At 58.3% G+C, this 19,126-nt stretch carries 25 protein-coding genes and 1 pseudogene; 3 read left to right on the top strand and 23 right to left on the bottom strand.

What is annotated here, in order from left to right; all coding sequences use genetic code 11:
* The first annotated feature begins 125 nt into the window (after positions 1 to 125).
* On the top strand, positions 126 to 1,574 hold the full coding sequence (locus tag ACP3TE_RS13290) for an NAD(P)H-hydrate dehydratase (RefSeq protein WP_166650718.1): 1,449 nt from the start codon (positions 126 to 128) through the stop codon (positions 1,572 to 1,574).
* 13 nt (positions 1,575 to 1,587) lie between these two features.
* On the opposite strand, the gene ACP3TE_RS13285 is transcribed toward ACP3TE_RS13290, so the two are convergent.
* The 6 genes from ACP3TE_RS13285 to truA form a co-directional block, all read right to left on the bottom strand.
* Positions 1,588 to 2,295 (bottom strand): SDR family NAD(P)-dependent oxidoreductase, encoded by a 708-nt coding sequence (locus tag ACP3TE_RS13285; RefSeq protein WP_426733855.1) that lies wholly within the window; start codon positions 2,293 to 2,295, stop codon positions 1,588 to 1,590.
* A gap of 58 nt (positions 2,296 to 2,353) precedes the next feature.
* On the bottom strand, positions 2,354 to 3,727 hold the full coding sequence (locus ACP3TE_RS13280; protein ID WP_400342068.1) for a UDP-glucose dehydrogenase family protein: 1,374 nt from the start codon (positions 3,725 to 3,727) through the stop codon (positions 2,354 to 2,356).
* Between the two features lie 148 nt (positions 3,728 to 3,875).
* Positions 3,876 to 5,222 (bottom strand): phosphoglucosamine mutase, encoded by a 1,347-nt coding sequence (gene glmM / locus ACP3TE_RS13275; RefSeq protein WP_105657641.1) that lies wholly within the window; start codon positions 5,220 to 5,222, stop codon positions 3,876 to 3,878.
* Positions 5,223 to 5,391: 169 nt separating this feature from the next.
* On the bottom strand, positions 5,392 to 5,892 hold the full coding sequence (gene rpsI / locus ACP3TE_RS13270; RefSeq protein WP_060702200.1) for a 30S ribosomal protein S9: 501 nt from the start codon (positions 5,890 to 5,892) through the stop codon (positions 5,392 to 5,394).
* A gap of 38 nt (positions 5,893 to 5,930) precedes the next feature.
* On the bottom strand, positions 5,931 to 6,374 hold the full coding sequence (rplM, locus tag ACP3TE_RS13265; protein WP_105657642.1) for a 50S ribosomal protein L13: 444 nt from the start codon (positions 6,372 to 6,374) through the stop codon (positions 5,931 to 5,933).
* Positions 6,375 to 6,699: 325 nt separating this feature from the next.
* Entirely contained in the window at positions 6,700 to 7,635 is a 936-nt protein-coding gene (gene truA, locus ACP3TE_RS13260) for a tRNA pseudouridine(38-40) synthase TruA (RefSeq protein ID WP_426733851.1), read from the bottom strand.
* Positions 7,636 to 7,803: 168 nt separating this feature from the next.
* Here truA and ACP3TE_RS13255 point away from each other — a divergent pair, with 168 nt between their 5' ends.
* Both ACP3TE_RS13255 and ACP3TE_RS13250 read left to right on the top strand, forming a co-directional pair.
* Positions 7,804 to 8,256, top strand: a complete 453-nt coding sequence (locus ACP3TE_RS13255; protein WP_388022714.1) for a hypothetical protein — start codon at positions 7,804 to 7,806, stop codon at positions 8,254 to 8,256.
* Between the two features lie 127 nt (positions 8,257 to 8,383).
* Positions 8,384 to 8,824 carry a hypothetical protein gene (locus tag ACP3TE_RS13250; RefSeq protein ID WP_133833631.1) on the top strand — a complete coding sequence of 147 codons (441 nt, stop codon included), beginning with the start codon at positions 8,384 to 8,386 and terminating at the stop codon, positions 8,822 to 8,824.
* A gap of 165 nt (positions 8,825 to 8,989) precedes the next feature.
* Here the strand turns inward: ACP3TE_RS13250 and rplQ are convergent.
* The 17 genes and pseudogenes from rplQ to rplX form a co-directional block, all read right to left on the bottom strand.
* Positions 8,990 to 9,430: pseudogene (gene rplQ / locus ACP3TE_RS13245) on the bottom strand (50S ribosomal protein L17); the annotation flags it as partial.
* A gap of 82 nt (positions 9,431 to 9,512) precedes the next feature.
* The gene (locus ACP3TE_RS13240) at positions 9,513 to 10,514 is read right to left on the bottom strand and encodes a DNA-directed RNA polymerase subunit alpha (RefSeq protein ID WP_105657647.1); all 1,002 of its coding nucleotides are present in this window, start codon (positions 10,512 to 10,514) and stop codon (positions 9,513 to 9,515) included.
* Between the two features lie 170 nt (positions 10,515 to 10,684).
* A complete protein-coding gene (gene rpsK, locus ACP3TE_RS13235; RefSeq protein WP_038992179.1) occupies positions 10,685 to 11,086 on the bottom strand; it encodes a 30S ribosomal protein S11 in 402 nt (133 codons plus the stop codon).
* Positions 11,087 to 11,129: 43 nt separating this feature from the next.
* On the bottom strand, positions 11,130 to 11,504 hold the full coding sequence (gene rpsM / locus ACP3TE_RS13230; protein WP_105657648.1) for a 30S ribosomal protein S13: 375 nt from the start codon (positions 11,502 to 11,504) through the stop codon (positions 11,130 to 11,132).
* A gap of 148 nt (positions 11,505 to 11,652) precedes the next feature.
* On the bottom strand, positions 11,653 to 11,766 hold the full coding sequence (gene rpmJ, locus ACP3TE_RS13225) for a 50S ribosomal protein L36 (RefSeq protein ID WP_013349661.1): 114 nt from the start codon (positions 11,764 to 11,766) through the stop codon (positions 11,653 to 11,655).
* A 125-nt stretch (positions 11,767 to 11,891) separates the two neighbouring features.
* Positions 11,892 to 12,113, bottom strand: a complete 222-nt coding sequence (gene infA, locus ACP3TE_RS13220) for a translation initiation factor IF-1 (RefSeq protein ID WP_013349662.1) — start codon at positions 12,111 to 12,113, stop codon at positions 11,892 to 11,894.
* Positions 12,114 to 12,343: 230 nt separating this feature from the next.
* Positions 12,344 to 13,177: a type I methionyl aminopeptidase gene (gene map, locus ACP3TE_RS13215; protein WP_133833629.1), complete on the bottom strand. Its 834-nt coding sequence runs from the start codon at positions 13,175 to 13,177 to the stop codon at positions 12,344 to 12,346.
* A 145-nt stretch (positions 13,178 to 13,322) separates the two neighbouring features.
* Positions 13,323 to 13,895, bottom strand: coding sequence for an adenylate kinase (locus tag ACP3TE_RS13210; protein ID WP_105657650.1), 573 nt, complete (start codon positions 13,893 to 13,895; stop codon positions 13,323 to 13,325).
* Positions 13,892 to 15,196, bottom strand: a complete 1,305-nt coding sequence (secY, locus tag ACP3TE_RS13205) for a preprotein translocase subunit SecY (RefSeq protein ID WP_105657651.1) — start codon at positions 15,194 to 15,196, stop codon at positions 13,892 to 13,894. Before secY ends, ACP3TE_RS13210 begins: the two co-directional genes overlap by 4 nt.
* A 256-nt stretch (positions 15,197 to 15,452) precedes the next feature.
* Positions 15,453 to 15,905: a 50S ribosomal protein L15 gene (rplO, locus tag ACP3TE_RS13200; RefSeq protein ID WP_105657652.1), complete on the bottom strand. Its 453-nt coding sequence runs from the start codon at positions 15,903 to 15,905 to the stop codon at positions 15,453 to 15,455.
* A gap of 2 nt (positions 15,906 to 15,907) precedes the next feature.
* Positions 15,908 to 16,114: a 50S ribosomal protein L30 gene (rpmD, locus tag ACP3TE_RS13195; protein ID WP_073705901.1), complete on the bottom strand. Its 207-nt coding sequence runs from the start codon at positions 16,112 to 16,114 to the stop codon at positions 15,908 to 15,910.
* Between the two features lie 3 nt (positions 16,115 to 16,117).
* Positions 16,118 to 16,795, bottom strand: coding sequence for a 30S ribosomal protein S5 (gene rpsE / locus ACP3TE_RS13190; protein WP_181148849.1), 678 nt, complete (start codon positions 16,793 to 16,795; stop codon positions 16,118 to 16,120).
* 29 nt (positions 16,796 to 16,824) lie between these two features.
* Positions 16,825 to 17,196 carry a 50S ribosomal protein L18 gene (gene rplR / locus ACP3TE_RS13185; RefSeq protein WP_105657654.1) on the bottom strand — a complete coding sequence of 124 codons (372 nt, stop codon included), beginning with the start codon at positions 17,194 to 17,196 and terminating at the stop codon, positions 16,825 to 16,827.
* Between the two features lie 2 nt (positions 17,197 to 17,198).
* Positions 17,199 to 17,735: a 50S ribosomal protein L6 gene (rplF, locus tag ACP3TE_RS13180; protein ID WP_105657655.1), complete on the bottom strand. Its 537-nt coding sequence runs from the start codon at positions 17,733 to 17,735 to the stop codon at positions 17,199 to 17,201.
* Between the two features lie 20 nt (positions 17,736 to 17,755).
* Complete coding sequence (rpsH, locus tag ACP3TE_RS13175; RefSeq protein WP_013349671.1) at positions 17,756 to 18,154, bottom strand: 30S ribosomal protein S8; 399 nt, start codon at positions 18,152 to 18,154, stop codon at positions 17,756 to 17,758.
* A 57-nt stretch (positions 18,155 to 18,211) separates the two neighbouring features.
* Entirely contained in the window at positions 18,212 to 18,781 is a 570-nt protein-coding gene (rplE, locus tag ACP3TE_RS13170) for a 50S ribosomal protein L5 (RefSeq protein WP_038992189.1), read from the bottom strand.
* Positions 18,781 to 19,125, bottom strand: a complete 345-nt coding sequence (gene rplX / locus ACP3TE_RS13165; protein WP_426733842.1) for a 50S ribosomal protein L24 — start codon at positions 19,123 to 19,125, stop codon at positions 18,781 to 18,783. The genes rplE and rplX overlap by 1 nt, the downstream gene beginning before the upstream one ends.
* Position 19,126 lies beyond the last annotated feature (1 nt).

Raw genomic sequence — 19,126 nt, 5'->3', positions numbered from 1 at the left:
CTCATTAAATAGGGCATCGCACAGGTGCCTTGAGTATTGTTTGTCTTATGATTCCTGTCTACAGTGTTGCGCAAATTCGTGCGGTTGAAGCCCAGGAGAACTCCAAGCGGGGCGAGACCAGCTTAATGAAGCAAGCAGCCGCCCATTTGGCTTCAACGGCAGTCGCCATGCTGACCGAAAATTCCAGCGCCGATCCGGCTTTCGTGGTGGCGCTTATCGGCCCGGGCAACAACGGTGGAGATGGCTTGTATGCACTGGCAGAGCTCCAACTGCAGAAGATTTCCACTCTGGCCCTGCAGTGCCACGAACAGATCCATGCCGAAGGTGCTGCAGCATATCAAGCTGCCGGCGGTACCGTGCTGGACCTCTCCGACGGTCAAGGCGAATTAGCTAATGCCTCGCTCATTATTGACGCCATCTACGGCCTTGGATACCGTGCCGGCTCTGATTTGCCGAAGCTTCCTGCTGGCGCACGGGTGTTGGCCTGCGATATTCCTTCAGGCCTGGATCCTGAAACGGGCGTTGCGCAGGACTCTGTTCTTCGCGCAGAACGCACGGTAACTTTCGGTGCCATGAAATCCGGTCTTCTGTCTGTAGACGGACCGCTGGTTACCGGTGACATTACCGTGGCAGATCTCGAATTCGACTTTTCTTCCGTCCAAGCTGGAACGCAGCTTGTGGACGAGGTGGCCACTCGCGAGCTGCTGGACCAGCACCGCTCTTGGCGGGATGCCGGACGGCACAAGTACCAGCGTGGAGTCCTGGGACTCATCGCCGGTTCCGGCCTTTATCCCGGAGCTGCTCAGCTGACCGCCAAGGCCGCTGTAGCCTGCGGCGTCGGATTGCTTCGCACCCACGTGCCAGAATCCATTCAGCCGCTCATGGCCGTCGCCGTGCCGGAGTCCGTGCCACTGGATGATGAGCAGATCAAGGAAGCGCTGTCTTCCTCCCGCCGTCAGATTCACGGCAAGGGCGCCAAGATCAAGGCTTGGGCCATTGGCCCGGGCTTGGATGGACGCACTCCCCCGACTGGCGCCATCGCTGATGTCTTTGCCAGCCCGCAGCCGGCCGTCATTGACGCGTCCGGATTGGAAGTCGTTCCTGCCGGCCCAAGCGAGCAGCCTCGCGTGCTGACGCCTCATGCCAAGGAACTGCGCATGCTGCTCAGCCGCGCTGGAGTGAAGATCACTCCCGATGAGATTTCCCAGGACCCGATTCGCTGGACCCGGTGGGCCGCCCTGGCATACAACGCCGTGGTCCTGCTCAAGGGACCAACCAGCTACATTGTGGCCCCCAATGGCGACAGCCTGATGGTGAGCCACTCGGCACCAGAATTGGCCACTGCAGGCAGCGGCGATGTCCTGACCGGCATCCTGGGCTACATGCTCTCCGACAGCTCGCTCACGGGCACCGAAGGCCTGCGAACCGTGCCTAACCGCCGCATGATGGAACTGACCGCGTGTGCCGCTTACATTCATGGCCACCTGGGCCGGGTGACCGCTTCAGAGGGAACTGTCAATGCTTCGCGCCTGATCGAGAACCTGCCTAAGGTCATGAAGCAGTTCGGCTTCTAGGCTCTGGGTCCCTCTAGAGGCCGCCAGAAACTTTGAGAACGCTGCCGGTGGTGTAGGCGGCTTCGCTAGACAATAGCCAAGCCACCGCACCGGCTACTTCTTTCGGCTTGCCTGCGCGCCCCATCGGGATCGTCTCGGCGATTTGCGCAGGGCGCTGTGGATCCTCATGGAATTCAGTCCAAAGCGTTCCCGGGCTAACCGCATTCACTCGGATGCCGTCCTTAGCCAGTTCCTTGGACAGTCCCACTGTCAAGGCTTCTACTCCGGCCTTGGCAGCAGCGTAATGCACGTACGTAAAGGGGCTTCCGGATTCAGCCGCCACCGATGAAATGTTCACGATTGCACCACCGCCATGTGACCGGAGCAGGGGCAGCGCATATTTAATGCAGGTAATTGGGCCCAGAAGGTTTACGTTCAGATCCGCGGCGATATCGGTCAACTCGTTGTCTGCCAGATTTCCGATGGCCGTCGCTGATCCCGCGTTGTTTACCAGTCCTTCAAGTTCACCAATGTCCTTCACTCGGGCGAAGAACCTTGCCACTGATTCTTCATTGGCGCAGTCGATCTGCAGGACATGGCAAATAGCGCCGAGCTCACGGACTTTATCTGCCACTGCCTGCGCCGATTTCTCATCCTGCCTGTAGCCGATGATCAAGTTGCGGTCGGTGGCTAGACGCACCGCAATCGCGGCTCCTAAGCCACGACCACCGCCGGTGACCACAGTGTATGCCATGCGGCTCCCCCTCTCTTGCAGTTGCGGTCGCGTACCGCAGCTAGCTTCAGGAAGCCTGTACCGGAATCGAGGTAGTTGCCGGAGCCATGTTGCCCAGCTCGAAGTATTCACCCGGACCGGTAACAGTCCAGCCCTGATTCCGCCATTCAGGGCGGTCCAGGACGTTGCGCCCGTCAATCAGCTGCTTGTTGGCCACTACGTCTTCCAGATCCGACGGATTCAGTTCGCGGAATTCATTCCATTCGGTCAGCACCAAGGTCAGGTCCGCATCCTTCGCCGCTTCCTTGAAGGAATCAACGTAGTTCAAGCGCGGGAAGCGGCCGGCAGCGTTGGCGTTGCCTTCTGGGTCGTAGACCGAGACTTCAGCGCCCTCGTTGTACAGGCGGACGGCGATATCCAGTGCTGGCGAGTCCCGCACATCATCGCTGTTCGGCTTGAAGGTCACGCCAAGTACGCAAACATGCTTGCCTGCCAGCTCATTGCCCAGCATGTGCGAGGCCAGCGAGACCACGCGGTCACGGCGGCGCAAATTGATCTGGTCGACTTCAGCCAAGAAGCCCATGGTCTGGCTCAGGCCAAGTTCGCTGACGCGTGCTTGGAGGGCTCGAATGTCCTTGGGCAGGCAACCGCCGCCGAAGCCCACTCCAGCGTTCAGGAAGCGGCGTCCAATGCGCTTATCGTGGCCAATGGCGTCGGCAAGGACCTTGATGTCGCCGCCTACGGTTTCAGTCACCTCGGCAAAGGCGTTGATGAAAGAAATCTTGGTAGCCAGGAAGGCGTTGGCTGCAACCTTGACCAGTTCTGCAGTCTCCAGGTCCGTGGCGATCTCCGGAGTATCCAAGGCAAGGATCGGTGCATAGACTTTGCGCAGCAGTTCCAGTCCGCGTTCATGCTCCAGGCCGTAGACCAGGCGATCGGGGCGCAGGGTATCCTGGACGGCGAAGCCTTCTCGAAGGAACTCCGGATTCCATGCCAGCGCGATGCTGCTTCCGTTCTTGGCGTCTTGGGCAATTTTCTCGCTCAGCCGGCGTGCGGTGCCTACCGGCACGGTGGACTTGCCGACAATCAGCGCTTCGCCGGTGATGTGCTCCAGCAGCGAATCCACGGCACCGTCTACGTAGGACATGTCTGCGGATTGCGAGTCGGCGCGCTGCGGGGTGCCCACGGTGATGAAGTGGATATCCGCGCCGGCAGCGACTTCTGCGTAGCTGTCGGTGAAGCGCAGGCGTCCGGAGGCCACATGCTTGCGCAGCAGTTCTGGCAGGCCTGGCTCGTGGAAGGGCAGAACGCCAGCGGCCAGTGCTTCCAGCTTGGCTTTGTCTACGTCCAGTCCAATGACTTCATAGCCCAGTTCAGCCATGCAGGCGGCATGGGTTGCACCGAGGTAGCCGGTGCCGATCACGCTGATGCGTAAAGTCACGAAAGTCCTTCTCTCCGAGAACGCGAACCGATATCAGTTTCTATTAGTTAGCATGCCACACCCCCGCAGCGTGTTCCGGCGTGGAACGCGCTGCGGGGGTGTGAGTTTTCTTGATATTTACGTGTTGGTTGCTGGGAAGCCACTGGGCCTAGAGGGCCAGATGCTCCTTGACCGATCCTGCCAGGGCTTCGGCTTCGGCCTGGGCCTGCTCGTGGGTAGCTGCCTCGACCATGACGCGAACTACTGGCTCGGTCCCCGATGGACGCAGCAGCACACGGCCGGTGGTGCCCAAGCGTGCCTCAGCAGCGGCAATTGCCCGCTGCAGCGGTTCGCATTCTGGAACGCTGGCCTTGTCTACGCCGCGTACGTTGATCAGGACCTGTGGCAGGACGGTCAGCACGGCAGCAAGTTCCTTCAGGGTCTTGCCGGTAGCCTTCACGCGGGCCGCAATCATCAGGCCGGTCAGCACGCCGTCGCCGGTGGTGGCGTGCTTGGAGAAGATCACGTGGCCGGATTGCTCGCCACCCAGGGAGTAATCGCCTTCGCGCATGCCTTCGAGCACGTAGCGGTCACCCACGCCGGTCTGCTTAACAGTGATGCCTGCTGCTTCCATGGCCAGGGTCAGGCCGAGGTTGCTCATCACGGTGGCAACCAGGGTGTTGTCCTTGAGTTCGCCGCGGTCCTTCATGTCCAGTGCCATGACGGCCATGATCTGGTCACCGTCGACGACGGTGCCTTCATGGTCTACTGCAAGACAGCGGTCAGCGTCGCCGTCGTGCGCGATGCCCAGGTCCGCGCCGTGCTCCAGCACAGCGGCCTGCAGCTTCTCCAGGTGGGTGGAGCCGTAGCCGTCATTGATGTTGATGCCGTCTGGATCTGCGCCAATCACGACGATCTCGGCGCCGGCAGCCTTGAACACCTCTGGGGAGCAGCCCGAAGCAGCGCCGTGGGCGCAGTCCAGAACTACCTTCATGCCATCCAGCCGGTTGGGCAGGGCCTGCAGCAGGTGCATGATGTAGCGGTCCTCAGCGTCGGCGAAACGCGAGACTCGACCTACCTCACCGCCGGTTGGGCGTGGCTTTGGCATCTTCAAGCAGGCTTCGATGGCATCTTCCAGCGCATCGTCCAGCTTCTTGCCGCCACGGGCTAAGAACTTAATACCGTTATCCGGAGCCGCGTTGTGCGAGGCGGAGATCATGACACCGAAATCGGCGTTCAGGTCCCCTACCAGGAATGCCGCCGCAGGAGTCGGCAGCGTGCCGGCATCCATGACGTCTACGCCGGAGGCGGCCAGGCCGGCCTCAATTGCGGCAGACAGGAAGTCACCACTGATGCGCGGGTCCTTGGCAACCACAGCGACCGGCTTGTAGCCGTCCTCTGGCTGGCTCAAGCCCAGCACCACCGATGCCGCCTGCGCCAGTTCCAGCGCGAGCTCGGGAGTTAACAGTTCGTTTGCTTTTCCTCGGACCCCATCGGTCCCAAATAACCTTGCCATCGCCTTCAATCATATGCCCTCTGCATTGATTTATACGGCTTAAAGTCCCGCATTGGCAGTGAGATGAGAAAAGATTACTGGGATCTTGCAGTCTTCGGCGTTAAAAGGCCAAAGGCCCCGGCGTCCTTTGCAGGATGCCAGGGCCTTTGGAAAGACCTTGAAGCAAGGTTTAGCGCTTCGAGAACTGCGAAGCCTTACGTGCCTTCTTCAGACCAGCCTTCTTGCGCTCGATGACGCGTGCGTCACGAGTCAAGTAGCCAGCCTTCTTCAGGGTGGCGCGGTTTGCATCGCGATCGATCTCGTTCAGCGAGCGAGCGATACCCAAACGCAGTGCACCGGCCTGGCCGGAAATGCCGCCACCGTTGATACGAGCGATAACGTCGTAAGCACCCTCAAGACCAAGGATCTTGAAAGGCTCGTTGACGTCCTGCTGGTGCAGCTTGTTAGGGAAGAAGTTCTCCAGGGTGCGACCGTTAACGGTCCACTTGCCGGTGCCTGGTACCAGGCGAACGCGGGCGATAGCCTGCTTGCGACGGCCAACTGCTGCACCTGGAACGGTAAGCGGAGCGCGCTCGGTTTCGGCAACTACAGCCGAAGCAGAGGTCTCGGTGGTGTAAGTCGAAGGGGTCTCGCCTTCGAATTCAGTGGTTTCTTCAGCGTTCTGAGCCACGATAATCTCCTATTAAGTATTTCTTCTCGGGGCCAGGACTACTGAGCGACCTGGGTGATTTCCAGTGCCTTTGGCGACTGAGCAGCGTGTGGGTGCTCGGCGCCGCGGTAGACCTTCAGCTTCGACAGCTGGGCATCGGAAAGCTTGTTCTTAGGCAGCATGCCCTTGATGGCCTTCTCAACAGCCAGTACTGGGTTCTTTTCCAGCAGGTCTGCGTAGTTGATGCTCTTCAGGCCACCTGGGAAACCGGAGTGGCGGTAAGCGCGCTTGTTCAGCAGCTTCTTACCGGTCAGTGCAACCTTGTCTGCATTGATGATGATGACATGGTCGCCCATGTCCATGTGTGCAGCATAGGTTGGCTTGTGCTTGCCGCGCAGCAGGGTTGCGGCCTGGACGGCGAGACGGCCGAGTACTACGTCGGTGGCGTCAATGACAAACCACTGACGAGTCTGGTCAGCCGGCTTTGGGGTGTACGTACGCACAGTAATTGCCTTACGTTGATTCGTTTCTGGTCAAACAGTCGCTTGGCTGAAGGCGGTGAGATCCCCCAGTGACAGGCACTGTCGTGTTGTTCTTGTGTTTAGACCAGTACGCCAGGTGAGGACTGATGATAACCGGCCGTCCATATATTGTTCGCACACCCAGCAGACCAGCGACTATGCAACTAAGCCGTCACGCTTGGGCGTGTAGTGTCGAACGTGGACATACACAACTCATAAAAGTTTAGCGGATTAAAGTGTTTCCGGCCAAAAAAGCATGTACGTCGTGAGCAACAACACCCTTAAGATCCCGGGGATTATCGGCTAATCAGCTTTCCATGCAGGCTTCGTCAACTTCGGCTTCGGTTCGCCGTGCGCGGGTCAGGAGTGCTCGTTCCGCCAGTTCTTCAACCTCTGGGTAGTAGACCTCTTCGAGGACCAGGGCCCGCGGGTGCGAAAGCTTGGTCTTGGAGTCGCGGACCATCTGTTCCAGCCGCTGGGCCAGGAACCCCGGTTGCTCACGCCCGTCCCCCACCATCATCGCGGCACCGATTAGCGCACGGACCATGTTGTGGCAGAAGGCATCGGCCTTCAAATGGGCCAGTACCAAGCCGTCGGCTCCACGGGTGAAGGTGAATTCCTGCAGGGTACGAATGGTCGTGGCATGCGGACGGGGCTTGCAGTAGGTCAAGAAGTCGTGGCGGCCCAGCACGCTTTGCGCCTCGCGATTCATCGCCTCGACATCCAGCTCTTCACGGTGCCACGTGGTCAGGTGCCGGGTCAGTGGATCCCAGCGCTGCTGCCCATCGGCAATCCGGTAGGAGTAGCGGCGGGCCAGCGCGGAGAAGCGGGCATCGAAGCCTTTTGGTGCGCGTTCGGCTTCATGCACCCAAACGGCACCATCTTGACGGCCAAGGATGCCGTTGATGCGGCGTACGAGCGCAGGACCGGGAGCCAAGGGCGCCTTGCGTGGCAGTCCCGCGTATTCTTCCTCGGTCAAATCGAAGTGCACCACCTGGTGGCGGGCATGCACACCTGCATCGGTGCGTCCGGCAACAACCACGCGCACGCGGCGCCGGATCATCATTTCCAGGGCCTCTTCAACCAGCTGCTGCACGCCCAAGACATTGGGCTGGCGAGCCCAACCGCTATAGGCGGCACCGTCGTATCCGAGCACCATGCGCATGCGGATCCATGCTGGTGCTGCAGTGGCCCCCAATGCGGTGGTGCCCATTGGATCGATGCTTTCTGGCTGAGTACTCATGTATTCAATTATGCGTAAGCAGACGTGCAACCGTCGAATCAAGTGCCCGCCTTCACGCCGTTATCCACAGGCGCCAAAACGAGAGCTGCTGCCGGGAGTAGCCTATGTGCATTCCACGGACCTGCCGCGCAGGCGGCTGGTTCACTAGCAACGTTCTAAGGTCTCGCCATGTTCAGGAATGCAGTTAGCTTTATCGCGATATCCGCTGCTGTCCCGCTCTGCTTAAGTGGTTGCAGTTCGGGACAGCTGAGCACAAAGCAATCATGCGCCCTCATTAATGAACTGGCCGTAGAGCATTTCATCGAGGAAAAGTGGGCGCTGGCATATATGGGAATTCTTGCGCAGAATTCACAACCTGCGATTGAGGCTTTGGAAACAGCCATCGGCATCTACCGGGAAGTCTCCGAGCAAACTGGCAATAGGCACTTGCGCACTGCATTGCGGTCCGAAATCGAAAACTACCAAGACTTCATTGACCTCATTGCCAATCGCTCCTTTGACGATCCAACGCTCGCGTCAGACGTTGAGGCAGCCGAGGGCGGACTGCAAGATCGATACACCGACTATGTGCGTGAAACGTGCCCAGCTTCCGCTTCTGAACCTGATCCGTCCGCTTCTTAGGAAACCGCTGCTTGCCGATCCGCTCATGTCATACACTGCCTGCAATAACTCCTGATTATAGAATAAACAGGTACTTATCGGTGCCTCACGTGCTGGGCCATCGGATCATCATCGTCTAAGGATCTCCATGTTGAAAAAGTTCGCGGCATCTGCCGCTGCGCTCACCCTTGCATCTGTCATGCTCACTGGTTGCAGTGCAGGCAAACTGTCCACCGAGGAAACCTGCGTTTACATCAACGACCAGGTGGCTGAACGCGGACTGCAGAAGAAGGCGGAGGACTCCAGCGCTGAGCTCTTGGCTGGCGATACATCGGCTTATGCCGAGATCATGAACGAGTTTGATTCCATCCTGGGCGAAGCCGCTGAGAACACGAAGGACAACAAGCTTGCCACGTCCTTGAATGCGGCATCGGAGCAGACCAAGAAAATGGCTGGCCTGATGGCTGAGGGCAACAGCAGCAACATGATGGAAATTTCGCAGAAGATCGCCGAACTGGATACGGCTGAGGCTTCCGAGGCTACCGAATACCTGAATACGGCTTGCCCGGACATGGATTCGTTCAGCTAGGCAATTCCAAGATGCGGATGCCCCTGCCCTCCAACTGACGGGCAAGATCACCCGCGTCTTCACGCAAACAGGCATAAAAAAAGATTCCCGTTGGTTCCTTGCGGATCCAACGGGAATCTTTTTCGCCTTTGCAGGCAGAGAGCATTAGCTCGAAGGGGCTTAGGCCTCTTCGGTCTCAGCAGCCTTCTCGGTAGCCTTGGTGGCTTCCTTGACGACAGCCTGCTTTGGCGAAACTGGCTCCATCACGAGCTCGATAACAGCCATAGGAGCGTTGTCGCCCTTGCGGTTACCGATCTTGGTGATGCGGGTGTAGCCACCCTCGCGGTTTGCCATTGCTGGTGCGATGTTCTCGAACAGTTCGTGAACGATCGACTTGTTGGTGCGCGAACGCGAAGCGATGACGGCCTGGACGCGGCGACGCGAAGCCAGGTCTCCGCGCTTAGCGAAGGTGATCAGGCGCTCTGCGTGTGGACGCAGACGCTTGGCACGGGTCAGGGTGGTGGTGATCTTCTTGTTCTCGAAGAGCTGTGCCGACATGTTAGCGAAAATCAATCGCTCATGTGCTGCACTGCCGCCGAGACGCGGACCCTTGGTAGGGGTAGGCATTGTGGTTCTCCTAGATGAATAACCCGTACTGGACGAATATTTCGTTCAGTCGGATGAAGTAGTGTGTCGCTAGACGCGGGTCTTACAGACCTTCGTCGTATTCGTCGCCATCGTCGATGGCGCTACGAGCGGCCAGATCGAAGCCTGGAGGGGAATCCTTCAGGGCCAGACCCAGTTCAACCAGCTTGGCCTTGACTTCGTCAATGGACTTCGCACCGAAGTTGCGGATGTCCATCAAGTCGGCCTCGGAGCGGGTTACGAGTTCACCCACAGAGTGGATGCCCTCACGCTTCAAGCAGTTGTACGAACGAACGGTGAGTTCCAGATCCTCGATCGGCAGCGCCATGTCAGCAGCCATAGCTGCATCGGTTGGCGATGGACCGATTTCGATACCTTCAGCCTGAGTGTTCAGTTCGCGGAACAAACCGAACAGCTCAACCAGGGTGGTACCTGCGGATGCAACTGCATCGCGCGGGGTGATCGATTCCTTGGTCTCCACGTCAACGATCAAACGATCGAAGTCGGTGCGCTGCTCGACACGGGTTGCTTCCACGCGGAAGGTCACCTTCAACACTGGGGAGTAGATCGAATCAACTGGGATTCGACCGATCTCGCCATCAATGTTCTTGTTCTGAGCGGCAGACACATAGCCACGGCCGCGCTCAATGGTCAGTTCCATGTCGAACTTGCCATTGGCGTTGAGGGTGGCGATGTGCAGATCAGGGTTGTGGAACTCCACACCTGCTGGAGGGGTGATGTCCGCTGCAGTAACGATGCCCGGGCCCTGCTTGCGCAGGTAGGCAACGACTGGCTCGTCGTGCTCGGAAGATACTGACAGGTTCTTGATGTTCAAGACCAGTTCGGTGACATCTTCCTTGACACCGGCTACGGTGGTGAACTCATGCAGTACACCGTCAATTCGAACACTGGTGACAGAAGCACCAGGAATCGAAGAGAGCAGGGTACGGCGGAGCGAGTTACCAAGGGTGTAGCCAAAGCCTGGCTCCAGTGGTTCGATAACGAACCGGGAGCGGTTTTCGGCAACTACTTCTTCGGTCAGGGTTGGGCGCTGCGTAATGAGCACTTACATTTCCTTTCAGCGAGCGTCCGCTATATGACGCCTCACGGGGGTGGAAACGACGGTAGCCTGAGGTGGCCGTTCGTCTTTTTGCAGGCTAATAAGTCCAAGACAGTCACCGGAGCACCCACGAGTGAATGCTTCGGTGACTTCTTAGGCTAAGCCTAGCGAATCAATTAGACGCGGCGACGCTTCGATGGGCGGCAACCGTTGTGAGCGCTTGGGGAAACATCCTGGATGGATCCAACCTCAAGGCCAGCAGCCTGCAGCGAACGGATCGCGGTTTCGCGTCCCGAGCCTGGGCCCTTGACGAAAACGTCAACCTTGCGCATGCCGTGCTCCTGAGCGCGCTTTGCAGCGGACTCAGCAGCCATCTGGGCAGCGTATGGGGTCGACTTGCGCGAACCCTTCATGCCTACCTCGCCGGCCGAAGCCCACGAGATAACAGCGCCAGTCGGATCGGTGATCGATACGATGGTGTTGTTGAAGGTGCTCTTGATATGCGCCTGTCCCTGCGCAATATTCTTTTTGTCCTTGCGACGCGGCTTACGTACCGCTCCACGAGTCTTTGGGGGCATTTCTTCTCCTACGAAAAAAGTATTTGAACTAGATCGCTAAGATTTAGCGAGTCTTCTTCTTACCTGCGACGGTACGCTTCGGGCCCTTACGGGTACGTGCGTTGGTCTTGGTGCGCTGACCGCGGACCGGCAGGCCCTTACGGTGACGAATACCTTCGTAGGATCCGATCTCAACCTTGCGGCGAATGTCAGCCTGAACCTCACGGCGCAGGTCACCTTCAACCTTGTAGGTGCCTTCGACGAAGTCGCGCAGCTGCACGAGCTGGTCATCGGTGAGATCCTTGACGCGAGTGTCCGGGCTGATGCCGGTCGCTGCGATGGTCTCTTCTGCACGGGTCTTGCCCACGCCGTAGATGTAAGTCAGCGCGATAATTACGCGCTTCTCGCGTGGAATGTCCACGCCTGCTAAACGAGCCAAGTGGCTACCTTTCAACGAACGGAGGTCTGGAGCAGTACCTTCCGTGATTGCTCACGGCCCCGGCCTCCGAATCCGGGGGTACACCAGGACTTTCGTCCTAGCTGATACTGCCTAATTGACTACGCGTGGGAATCCCGTAAAAACGGAATTAGCCCTGACGCTGCTTGTGGCGTGGGTTCTCGCAGATCACCATGACCACGCCGTTACGACGGATCACCTTGCACTTGTCGCAGATCGGCTTCACGCTAGGGTTAACCTTCAAGGCTTTGTCCTTTTGCGGTTGCAGTTAAATGTGGAGCAGTAAAAAGCTTTGCCCAAGAACATCATTCAGCGGCCGTAGCACAAGATTGCGCTGCGCACGCTGGGAAAGTCTTGGATTCTGCAGATTTACTTGTAGCGGTAAACGATGCGACCTCGGTTGAGGTCGTATGGGCTCATTTCAACCTGCACTCGGTCCTCTGGGAGGATTCGAATGTAGTGCTGACGCATCTTACCCGAGATAGTGGCGAGCACTACGTGTCCATTCGGCAGCTCCACGCGGAACATCGCGTTCGGCAGTGCTTCCGAGACGGTGCCCTCTACCTGGATGACGCCTTCCTTCTTGCCCATTTTCCCCGCTAACTTTTTTTGTTGGCAATTTCCACCAACAAGTAATTGGTTCTGGTCCTTGATCCCTGTACCGAAAACCCGAGGGTTTTAGGCGCAATTAAATCAGGAACCAACAAACAACGATACGGCATTAGTCCACACAGTGCCAATCGTTCATTGACATTTAAAATGTTAGATCCAGCACGCCACAGCCATGTGGCGTACTGGATCCGATGATTTCCAGGCTGGTGCTAGCCCTGGATCGGCGATGGGGTCACGCCGAATGGGGCCAGTCCGGCCGCTCCCCCATCGTGCGCGGTCAATACCCAGATGCCGCCCATGTGGAATGCCACGGTGTGCTCCCACTGCGAGGCGTTGGACTTGTCGTTGGTGACAACAGTCCAGTCGTCTTCCAGCACGGAGGTTTCGATGCCACCGCGAACCAGCATTGGCTCGATGGCCAAGCACATGCCCGGCTTGATGCGTGGGCCGCGGTGCCCCGAGTTGTAGTTCAGCACATCCGGTGCCATGTGCATCTGCGAACCGATGCCATGGCCGCAGTAATCCTCGAGGATGCCCAGCTCGTCGCCTGGCTGGCTGGTGACGAAGTCATCGATGGCCTGGCCGATCTGGCCGATGAAGCGTGCGTTGGCCGCCGCGGCGATGCCGGCCCACATGGCCTGCTCGGTGATGTCGCTCAGGCGCTGGTCAGCTGGGTCGATGTTCTCGCCCACCAGCACGGTGCGTGCCGAGTCGGAGTGCCAGCCGTCGATGATGGCGCCGCCATCGATCTTCAGCACGTCGCCGTCCCTCAGCTCGTAGTCCGATGGGAAGCCGTGGACTACCTCGTGATTGACCGAAGCGCAGATGTTCGCTGGGAAGCCATGGTAGCCAAGGAAGTTGCTGGTCGCGTTGTGGCGTTCGAGCACCTTGCCAAAGGCCTGGTTGATCTCTTCGGTCCGCACCCCGGGCCGAGCCATCGCAACGGCTTCGTCCAGCGCTTCAGCCAGCACCAATCCGGCCTGGCGCATCTTCAGGATCTCGGAGTTGGATTTGTACTCGATTTTCGGCTGTCCTAAAGCCAATGTGATTCCCCTGCCTCAAAGTGTGATGTCCTTGCCGTGTGCCGCTGCCGGCAACCGCAAGGTCCATCAATGCAAAAAGTGCGCAGGGACCGGGCTGCAACATCCATTGTTGCTGCACGGTCCCTGCGCGTTGTAACGCTTGTGTCTAGGCGTTGACGTTCAACGCTGCAAGAACACGCTCGGTGACTTCGTCGATAGCGCCCAGGCCGTCGACCTTGCGCACGATGCCGCGTTCCTCGTAGCGCTCCACAACGACGCGGGTCTCGTCGTTGTACAGGCCCAGGCGGTGGCGGATGACCTCTTCGGTGTCATCGGCGCGGCCTTCGATCTGCGCACGCTTCAGCAGACGGGCTACCAGCTCGTCGTCATCAGCGGTCAGCTGCAGCACTGCGTCCAGGGCGATGCCCTTGTTGGCCAGCATCGCATCCAGCGCGTCCACCTGCGCACTGGTGCGCGGGTAGCCATCGAGCAGGAAGCCCTTGGCGACGTCGTCCTGGTTCAGGCGGTCTTCAACCATGTTGTTGGTGACCGAATCAGGGACAAAGTCTCCGTTGTCAATGTACTTGCTGGCTTCGAGACCCAGCGGGGTTCCGCCCTTGACGTTGGCACGGAAGATGTCGCCGGTCGAGATGGCGACAATGTCCAAGCGCTCGGAGATCTTTACGGCCTGGGTGCCTTTGCCGGCACCGGGTGGTCCAATAATAAGCAGTCGACTCATCGCAGAAGCCCTTCATAGTTCCGTTGCTGCATTTGAGCATTGATTTGCTTGACGGTTTCCAAACCCACACCAACCATAATCAGGATCGATGTACCGCCAAATGGGAAGCTTTGGTCAGCGTTGAACAGCACGAAGGCAATCAGCGGGATCAACGCAACGAACGCAAGGTACAACGCGCCCGGGAAGGTAATACGGGAAATCACGTACTGCAGGTAATCGGCGGTCGGACGACCAGCACGAATGCCCGGAATGAATCCGCCGTACTTCTTCATGTTGTCGGCGACCTCTTCAGGGTTGAAGGTAATCGCAACATAGAAGTAGGTGAAGCCGATGATCATCAAGGTGTACACCAGCATGTACCACGGCGATGAAGTTGCCGAGTGCTCCTGCAGCCACATCGCCCACTGGGGCAAGGTGCCGTCATCGTTCTGGTTGAACTGAACGATCATCTGCGGCAAAGCCAGGATGGAGCTGGCGAAGATCACTGGGATCACGTTCGCCATATTCAGCTTCAATGGAATATAGGTGGAGGTGCCGCCCACGGTGCGGCGTCCCACGGTGCGCTTGGCGTACTGCACCGGAACACGTCGCTGGGACTGCTCGACGAAGACCACCAGGGCTACAATCAACAAGCCCACCAGCAGCACGCCAATGAAGGTCATGATGCCCTGCGCCTGGAAGATGGCGCCCATCGAGGATGGGAAGCCCGAAGCGATGGAGATGAAGATCAGGATGGACATGCCGTTGCCGATGCCGCGCTCGGTGATCAACTCGCCCATCCACATGATCAGGCCGGTGCCTGCGGTAAGGGTGATGATCATCAGCAGGATGACAATCAACGAGTCATCCGGGACCAGCGGAAGGGTGCAGCTTGGGAACAGGCTGCCGGTACGGGCCAGGGTGACCAAGGTGGTTCCCTGAAGCAGTGCCAAGGCGATGGTCAGGTAACGCGTGTATTGCGTCATCTTGGCCTGGCCGGCCTGGCCTTCCTTGTGCAGGGCCTCGAAGTGCGGGATCACCACACGCAGCAACTGGACGATAATTGCCGCAGTAATGTACGGCATGATTCCCATTGCGAAAACCGAGACCTGCAACAGGGCGCCGCCGCTGAACAGGTTCACGAATGAATAAAGTCCACCGGTGGTTTCACCCATTGCCAGACACTGCTGAACGTTGCTGTAATCAATGCCCGGAGCGGGAATGAATACACCGACACGATAGATCGCAATGATCCCAAGCGTGAACAGCAACTTGTTGCGCAGATCAGGCGTCCGAAAAACTCGGGCTATGGCGCTGAACAAGCGTCCTCCTGAAGTAAGTGCTTGAGCCTGAGGAAGAGATTCTTCCCAGACCTAACGATTCTAGCGGTCTGTTAGGCAATCCTGCCAAATGCGCCACACGAAATGCACACAAATGTTTGCAGGAATGATCCTAAACCGACTAATCAGCCAAGCAATTATAAGAAATCTTAGAATGTTTCGCCGAGAGAAAAAGAAAGTCCCGGTTCACGTTGATTGCTCAACGCGAACCGGGACCATTCAAAGGCTTGACCCTGTATTAGAGGGTGTTTGCCGAGCCGCCAGCAGCAGCGATCTTCTCGGAAGCGGAAGTCGAGAAGGCGTTAACCTTCACGTCAACCTTAACCGTGATGTCGCCGGTGCCCAGCACCTTGACAGGCTGGTTCTTGCGAACGGCGCCCTTGGCAACCAGTGCCTCGACGGTGACTTCGCCACCTTCTGGGAACAGTTCCGAGATCTTGTCCAGGTTTACAACCTGGAACTCGACGCGGAATGGGTTCTTGAAGCCGCGCAGCTTTGGCAGACGCATGTGCAGCGGAAGCTGACCACCTGCGAAGCCTGCCTTCACCTGGTAACGAGCCTTGGTACCCTTGGTACCGCGACCTGCGGTCTTACCCTTGGAGCCCTCACCGCGACCCACGCGGGTCTTAGCGGTCTTGGCACCCTCAGCTGGGCGCAGGTGGTGAACCTTAAGTGCTTTTTCTTCAGCCATCTCTACTTCGCCTCCTCGACCTTCAGCAGGTGTGGGACCTTGTTGACCATGCCAACAGTCACAGGATCGGCGGTGCGAACAACGGTGTGACCGATGCGCTTCAGACCCAGCGAGCGAACAACGTCGCGCTGGCTCTGGTTTCCACCAATGATGGACTTGACCTGGGTGATTGCCAGCTTGGCATCGCTTGGAACAATGTTCTTAGCCATTGATTAAGCACCTGCCTTCTGGGCCTGGATGTGACGCAGCATTGCTGCTGGTGCAACCTCGTCCAGCGGAAGACCGCGGCGAGCTGCAACAGCTTCAGGCTCTTCCAGAGCCTTCAGTGCAGCAATGGTGCCCTGAACGATGTTGATCTGGTTCTGCGAACCCATCGACTTCGACAGGATGTCGTGGATGCCTGCGCACTCCAACACGGCGCGCACTGGGCCACCGGCGATAACACCGGTACCAGGAGCTGCTGGACGGAGCAAGACAACGCCAGCGGCGGCCTCACCCTTGACCAGGTGTGGAATGGTGGTGCCAACGCGTGGAACGCGGAAGAAGGACTTCTTGGCCTCTTCTACGCCCTTTGCGATAGCAGCAGGAACTTCCTTGGCCTTACCGTAGCCAACGCCGACCATACCGTTGCCGTCGCCAACGACCACAAGTGCGGTGAAGCTGAAGCGACGACCACCCTTGACGACCTTGGAGACGCGGTTGATAGCTACAACGCGCTCAAGGAACTTGTCCTTGTCTTCGTTGCGGCTATCCTTCTGGTCACGACCACGACCGCGGCCTTCGCCACGTCCACGGCCTTCACCACGACCGCGGCCTTCGCCGCGACGGGATCCTGCGTTCTCGGTAGCGGGAGCCGATGCAGTCTCGACTGCTTCAGTAGCTTCAGACACCTGAGTTTCCTTCTTGTTAGTTGCTTCGCTCACAGTGCCAGCCCACCTTCACGTGCGCCGTCAGCAACAGCAGCCACGCGACCGTGGTACTTGTTGCCACCGCGGTCGAAGACAACTGCTTCGATGCCAGCAGCCTTGGCGCGCTCTGCAACGAGCTCACCAATGCGCTTGGACTTTGCGGTCTTGTCGGCATCGCTTGCGCGAAGATCTGCTTCCATGGTCGATGCGCTGGCCAGGGTGATACCCTGCGAGTCGTCTACGATCTGTACGAAGATGTGACGAGCCGAGCGGTTGACAACCAGGCGTGGACGAACGGAGGTACCAACGATGTGCTTGCGCAAACGCTGATGACGACGACCGCGCTGAGCGGACTTGCTCTTGCCCTTGATTCCGATAGCCATGATTACTTACCAGCCTTTCCGACCTTGCGGCGGATGATCTCGCCAGCGTAGCGAATGCCCTTGCCCTTGTAAGGCTCGGTCTTGCGCAGCTTGCGGATGTTAGCGGCAACTTCACCGACGTGCTGCTTGTCGATACCGGCAACGGTGATCTTGTTGTTGCCCTCGACCGAGAAGGTGATGCCTTCAACGGCAGCAACCTTCACTGGGTGCGAGTAGCCCAGAGCAAGCTCCAGCTCGGCACCCTTAGCCTGTACGCGGTAACCGGTACCGTGGATTTCGAGCTTCTTCTCGTAACCATCGGTTACACCAGTGATCATGTTGCTGATCAAGGTACGGGTCAGACCGTGCAGCGAACGAGCCTCGCGGGAGTCGTTCGGGCGGCTGACGGTAACAGTGTTCTCGTCCTTGGCAACGGTGATTGGAGCCTTAACGGTGATCGAAAGTTCACCCTTAGGACCCTTGACGGCGACCAGCTGGCCGTCGACGTTCAACTCAACGTTGGCAGGTACGGAAATCGGAAGACGTCCAATACGTGACATTGTATGTTTCCCCTTTCCCGTTACCAGACGTAGGCGAGGACTTCCCCACCCACGCCCTTCTTTGCAGCCTGACGGTCAGTAAGCAGACCGGAGGAGGTGGACAGGATAGCGATACCAAGACCACCGAGCACGTGAGGCAGGTTGGTGGACTTTGCGTAAACGCGAAGACCTGGCTTGGAGATACGGCGTACGCCAGCGATCGAACGCTCGCGCGATGGGCCGTACTTCAAAGTGATAGTCAGAGTCTTGCCGACTTCTGCTGCAACTTCCTCGAACGAGGCGATGTAGCCCTGTTCCTTGAGGATGTTAGCAATGCGCACTTTCAGCTTGCTCGACGGCATCGACACAGTGTCGTGGTAAGCCGAGTTGGCGTTGCGCAGACGAGTCAGCATATCTGCGACTGGATCTGTCATAGACATGTGGGCTTCAGCCCTTCCTCGTTACGGTTTCCTTAGCGGACCTGTAACGTAGTGAGATTAGTTGTTGGTCTTGAATGGGAAGCCCAGAGCCTTAAGCAAGGCACGGCCTTCGTCATCAGTCTTGGCGGTGGTAACGACAGTGATGTCCATACCACGTACGCGGTCAACCTTGTCCACATCGATTTCATGGAACATCGACTGTTCGGTCAGACCGAAAGTGTAGTTGCCATTGCCATCGAACTGGCGGTCGCTCAAGCCGCGGAAGTCGCGGATACGAGGCAGTGCCAGGGTGATCAGGCGGTCGACGAATTCCCACATGCGATCGTTACGCAGGGTGGTGTGGGTACCGATTGGCATGCCTTCGCGCAGCTTGAACTGTGCGATCGACTTGCGGGCCTTGGTAACCACTGGCTTCTGACCGGTAATTGCGGTCAGGTCGCGTACGGCGCCTTCAATGAGCTTCGAGTCCTTGGCTGCTTCGCCAACACCCATGTTCACGACAACCTTGGTCAGGGATGGTACCTGCATTGGGTTGGCGTAGTTGAACTGCTCCTGCAGGGCAGGGCGGATGTCAGCTGCGTACTTAGCCTTCAGACGTGGCTGGATCTTGGTGGCTGCTTCAGTCATTACAGATCCTTTCCGGAAGCCTTGGCGTAACGAACGCGTACAGTCTTGGACACGCCGTTCTTTTCTACGGTTTCCTCGCGGAAGCCGACGCGGGTTGGCTTCTTGGTCTCTGGGTCAACCACTGCAACGTTGGAAACGTGCACTGGAGCCTCGACAAGCTCGATGCCGCCGGTGGTCGAACCGGATTCGGTCTGACCTGCCTTGGTGTGCTTGGTGACGCGGTTAACGCCTTCGACCAGCACGCGGTTGGACTCGGTAATGACCTTCAGGACCTTGCCCTGCAAGCCACGTTCCTTGCCAGCGATGACCTGAACCAGGTCACCCTTCTTGATCTTTGCGCCCATG

The organism is Glutamicibacter sp. 2E12, from assembly GCF_050030965.1.
Lineage (GTDB): Bacteria > Actinomycetota > Actinomycetes > Actinomycetales > Micrococcaceae > Glutamicibacter.
Note: the sequence above shows the minus strand (reverse complement) of the source record. Positions and strands in the feature narration are given on the sequence as shown.

Coding starts and splice junctions, on each gene's coding strand:
- ACP3TE_RS13290 (WP_166650718.1), top strand. CDS start 126: ATGAAGCAAGCAGCCGCCCATTTGGCTTCAACGGCAGTCGCCATGCTG.
- glmM (WP_105657641.1), bottom strand. CDS start 5,222: ATGGCAAGGTTATTTGGGACCGATGGGGTCCGAGGAAAAGCAAACGAA.
- truA (WP_426733851.1), bottom strand. CDS start 7,635: ATGAGTACTCAGCCAGAAAGCATCGATCCAATGGGCACCACCGCATTG.
- ACP3TE_RS13255 (WP_388022714.1), top strand. CDS start 7,804: ATGTTCAGGAATGCAGTTAGCTTTATCGCGATATCCGCTGCTGTCCCG.
- ACP3TE_RS13250 (WP_133833631.1), top strand. CDS start 8,384: ATGTTGAAAAAGTTCGCGGCATCTGCCGCTGCGCTCACCCTTGCATCT.
- rpsK (WP_038992179.1), bottom strand. CDS start 11,086: ATGCCCCCAAAGACTCGTGGAGCGGTACGTAAGCCGCGTCGCAAGGAC.
- infA (WP_013349662.1), bottom strand. CDS start 12,113: ATGGGCAAGAAGGAAGGCGTCATCCAGGTAGAGGGCACCGTCTCGGAA.
- ACP3TE_RS13210 (WP_105657650.1), bottom strand. CDS start 13,895: ATGAGTCGACTGCTTATTATTGGACCACCCGGTGCCGGCAAAGGCACC.
- rplO (WP_105657652.1), bottom strand. CDS start 15,905: ATGGCTGAAGAAAAAGCACTTAAGGTTCACCACCTGCGCCCAGCTGAG.
- rpmD (WP_073705901.1), bottom strand. CDS start 16,114: ATGGCTAAGAACATTGTTCCAAGCGATGCCAAGCTGGCAATCACCCAG.
- rplR (WP_105657654.1), bottom strand. CDS start 17,196: ATGGCTATCGGAATCAAGGGCAAGAGCAAGTCCGCTCAGCGCGGTCGT.
- rplF (WP_105657655.1), bottom strand. CDS start 17,735: ATGTCACGTATTGGACGTCTTCCGATTTCCGTACCTGCCAACGTTGAG.
- rpsH (WP_013349671.1), bottom strand. CDS start 18,154: ATGTCTATGACAGATCCAGTCGCAGATATGCTGACTCGTCTGCGCAAC.
- rplE (WP_038992189.1), bottom strand. CDS start 18,781: ATGACTGAAGCAGCCACCAAGATCCAGCCACGTCTGAAGGCTAAGTAC.
- rplX (WP_426733842.1), bottom strand. CDS start 19,125: ATGGGCGCAAAGATCAAGAAGGGTGACCTGGTTCAGGTCATCGCTGGC.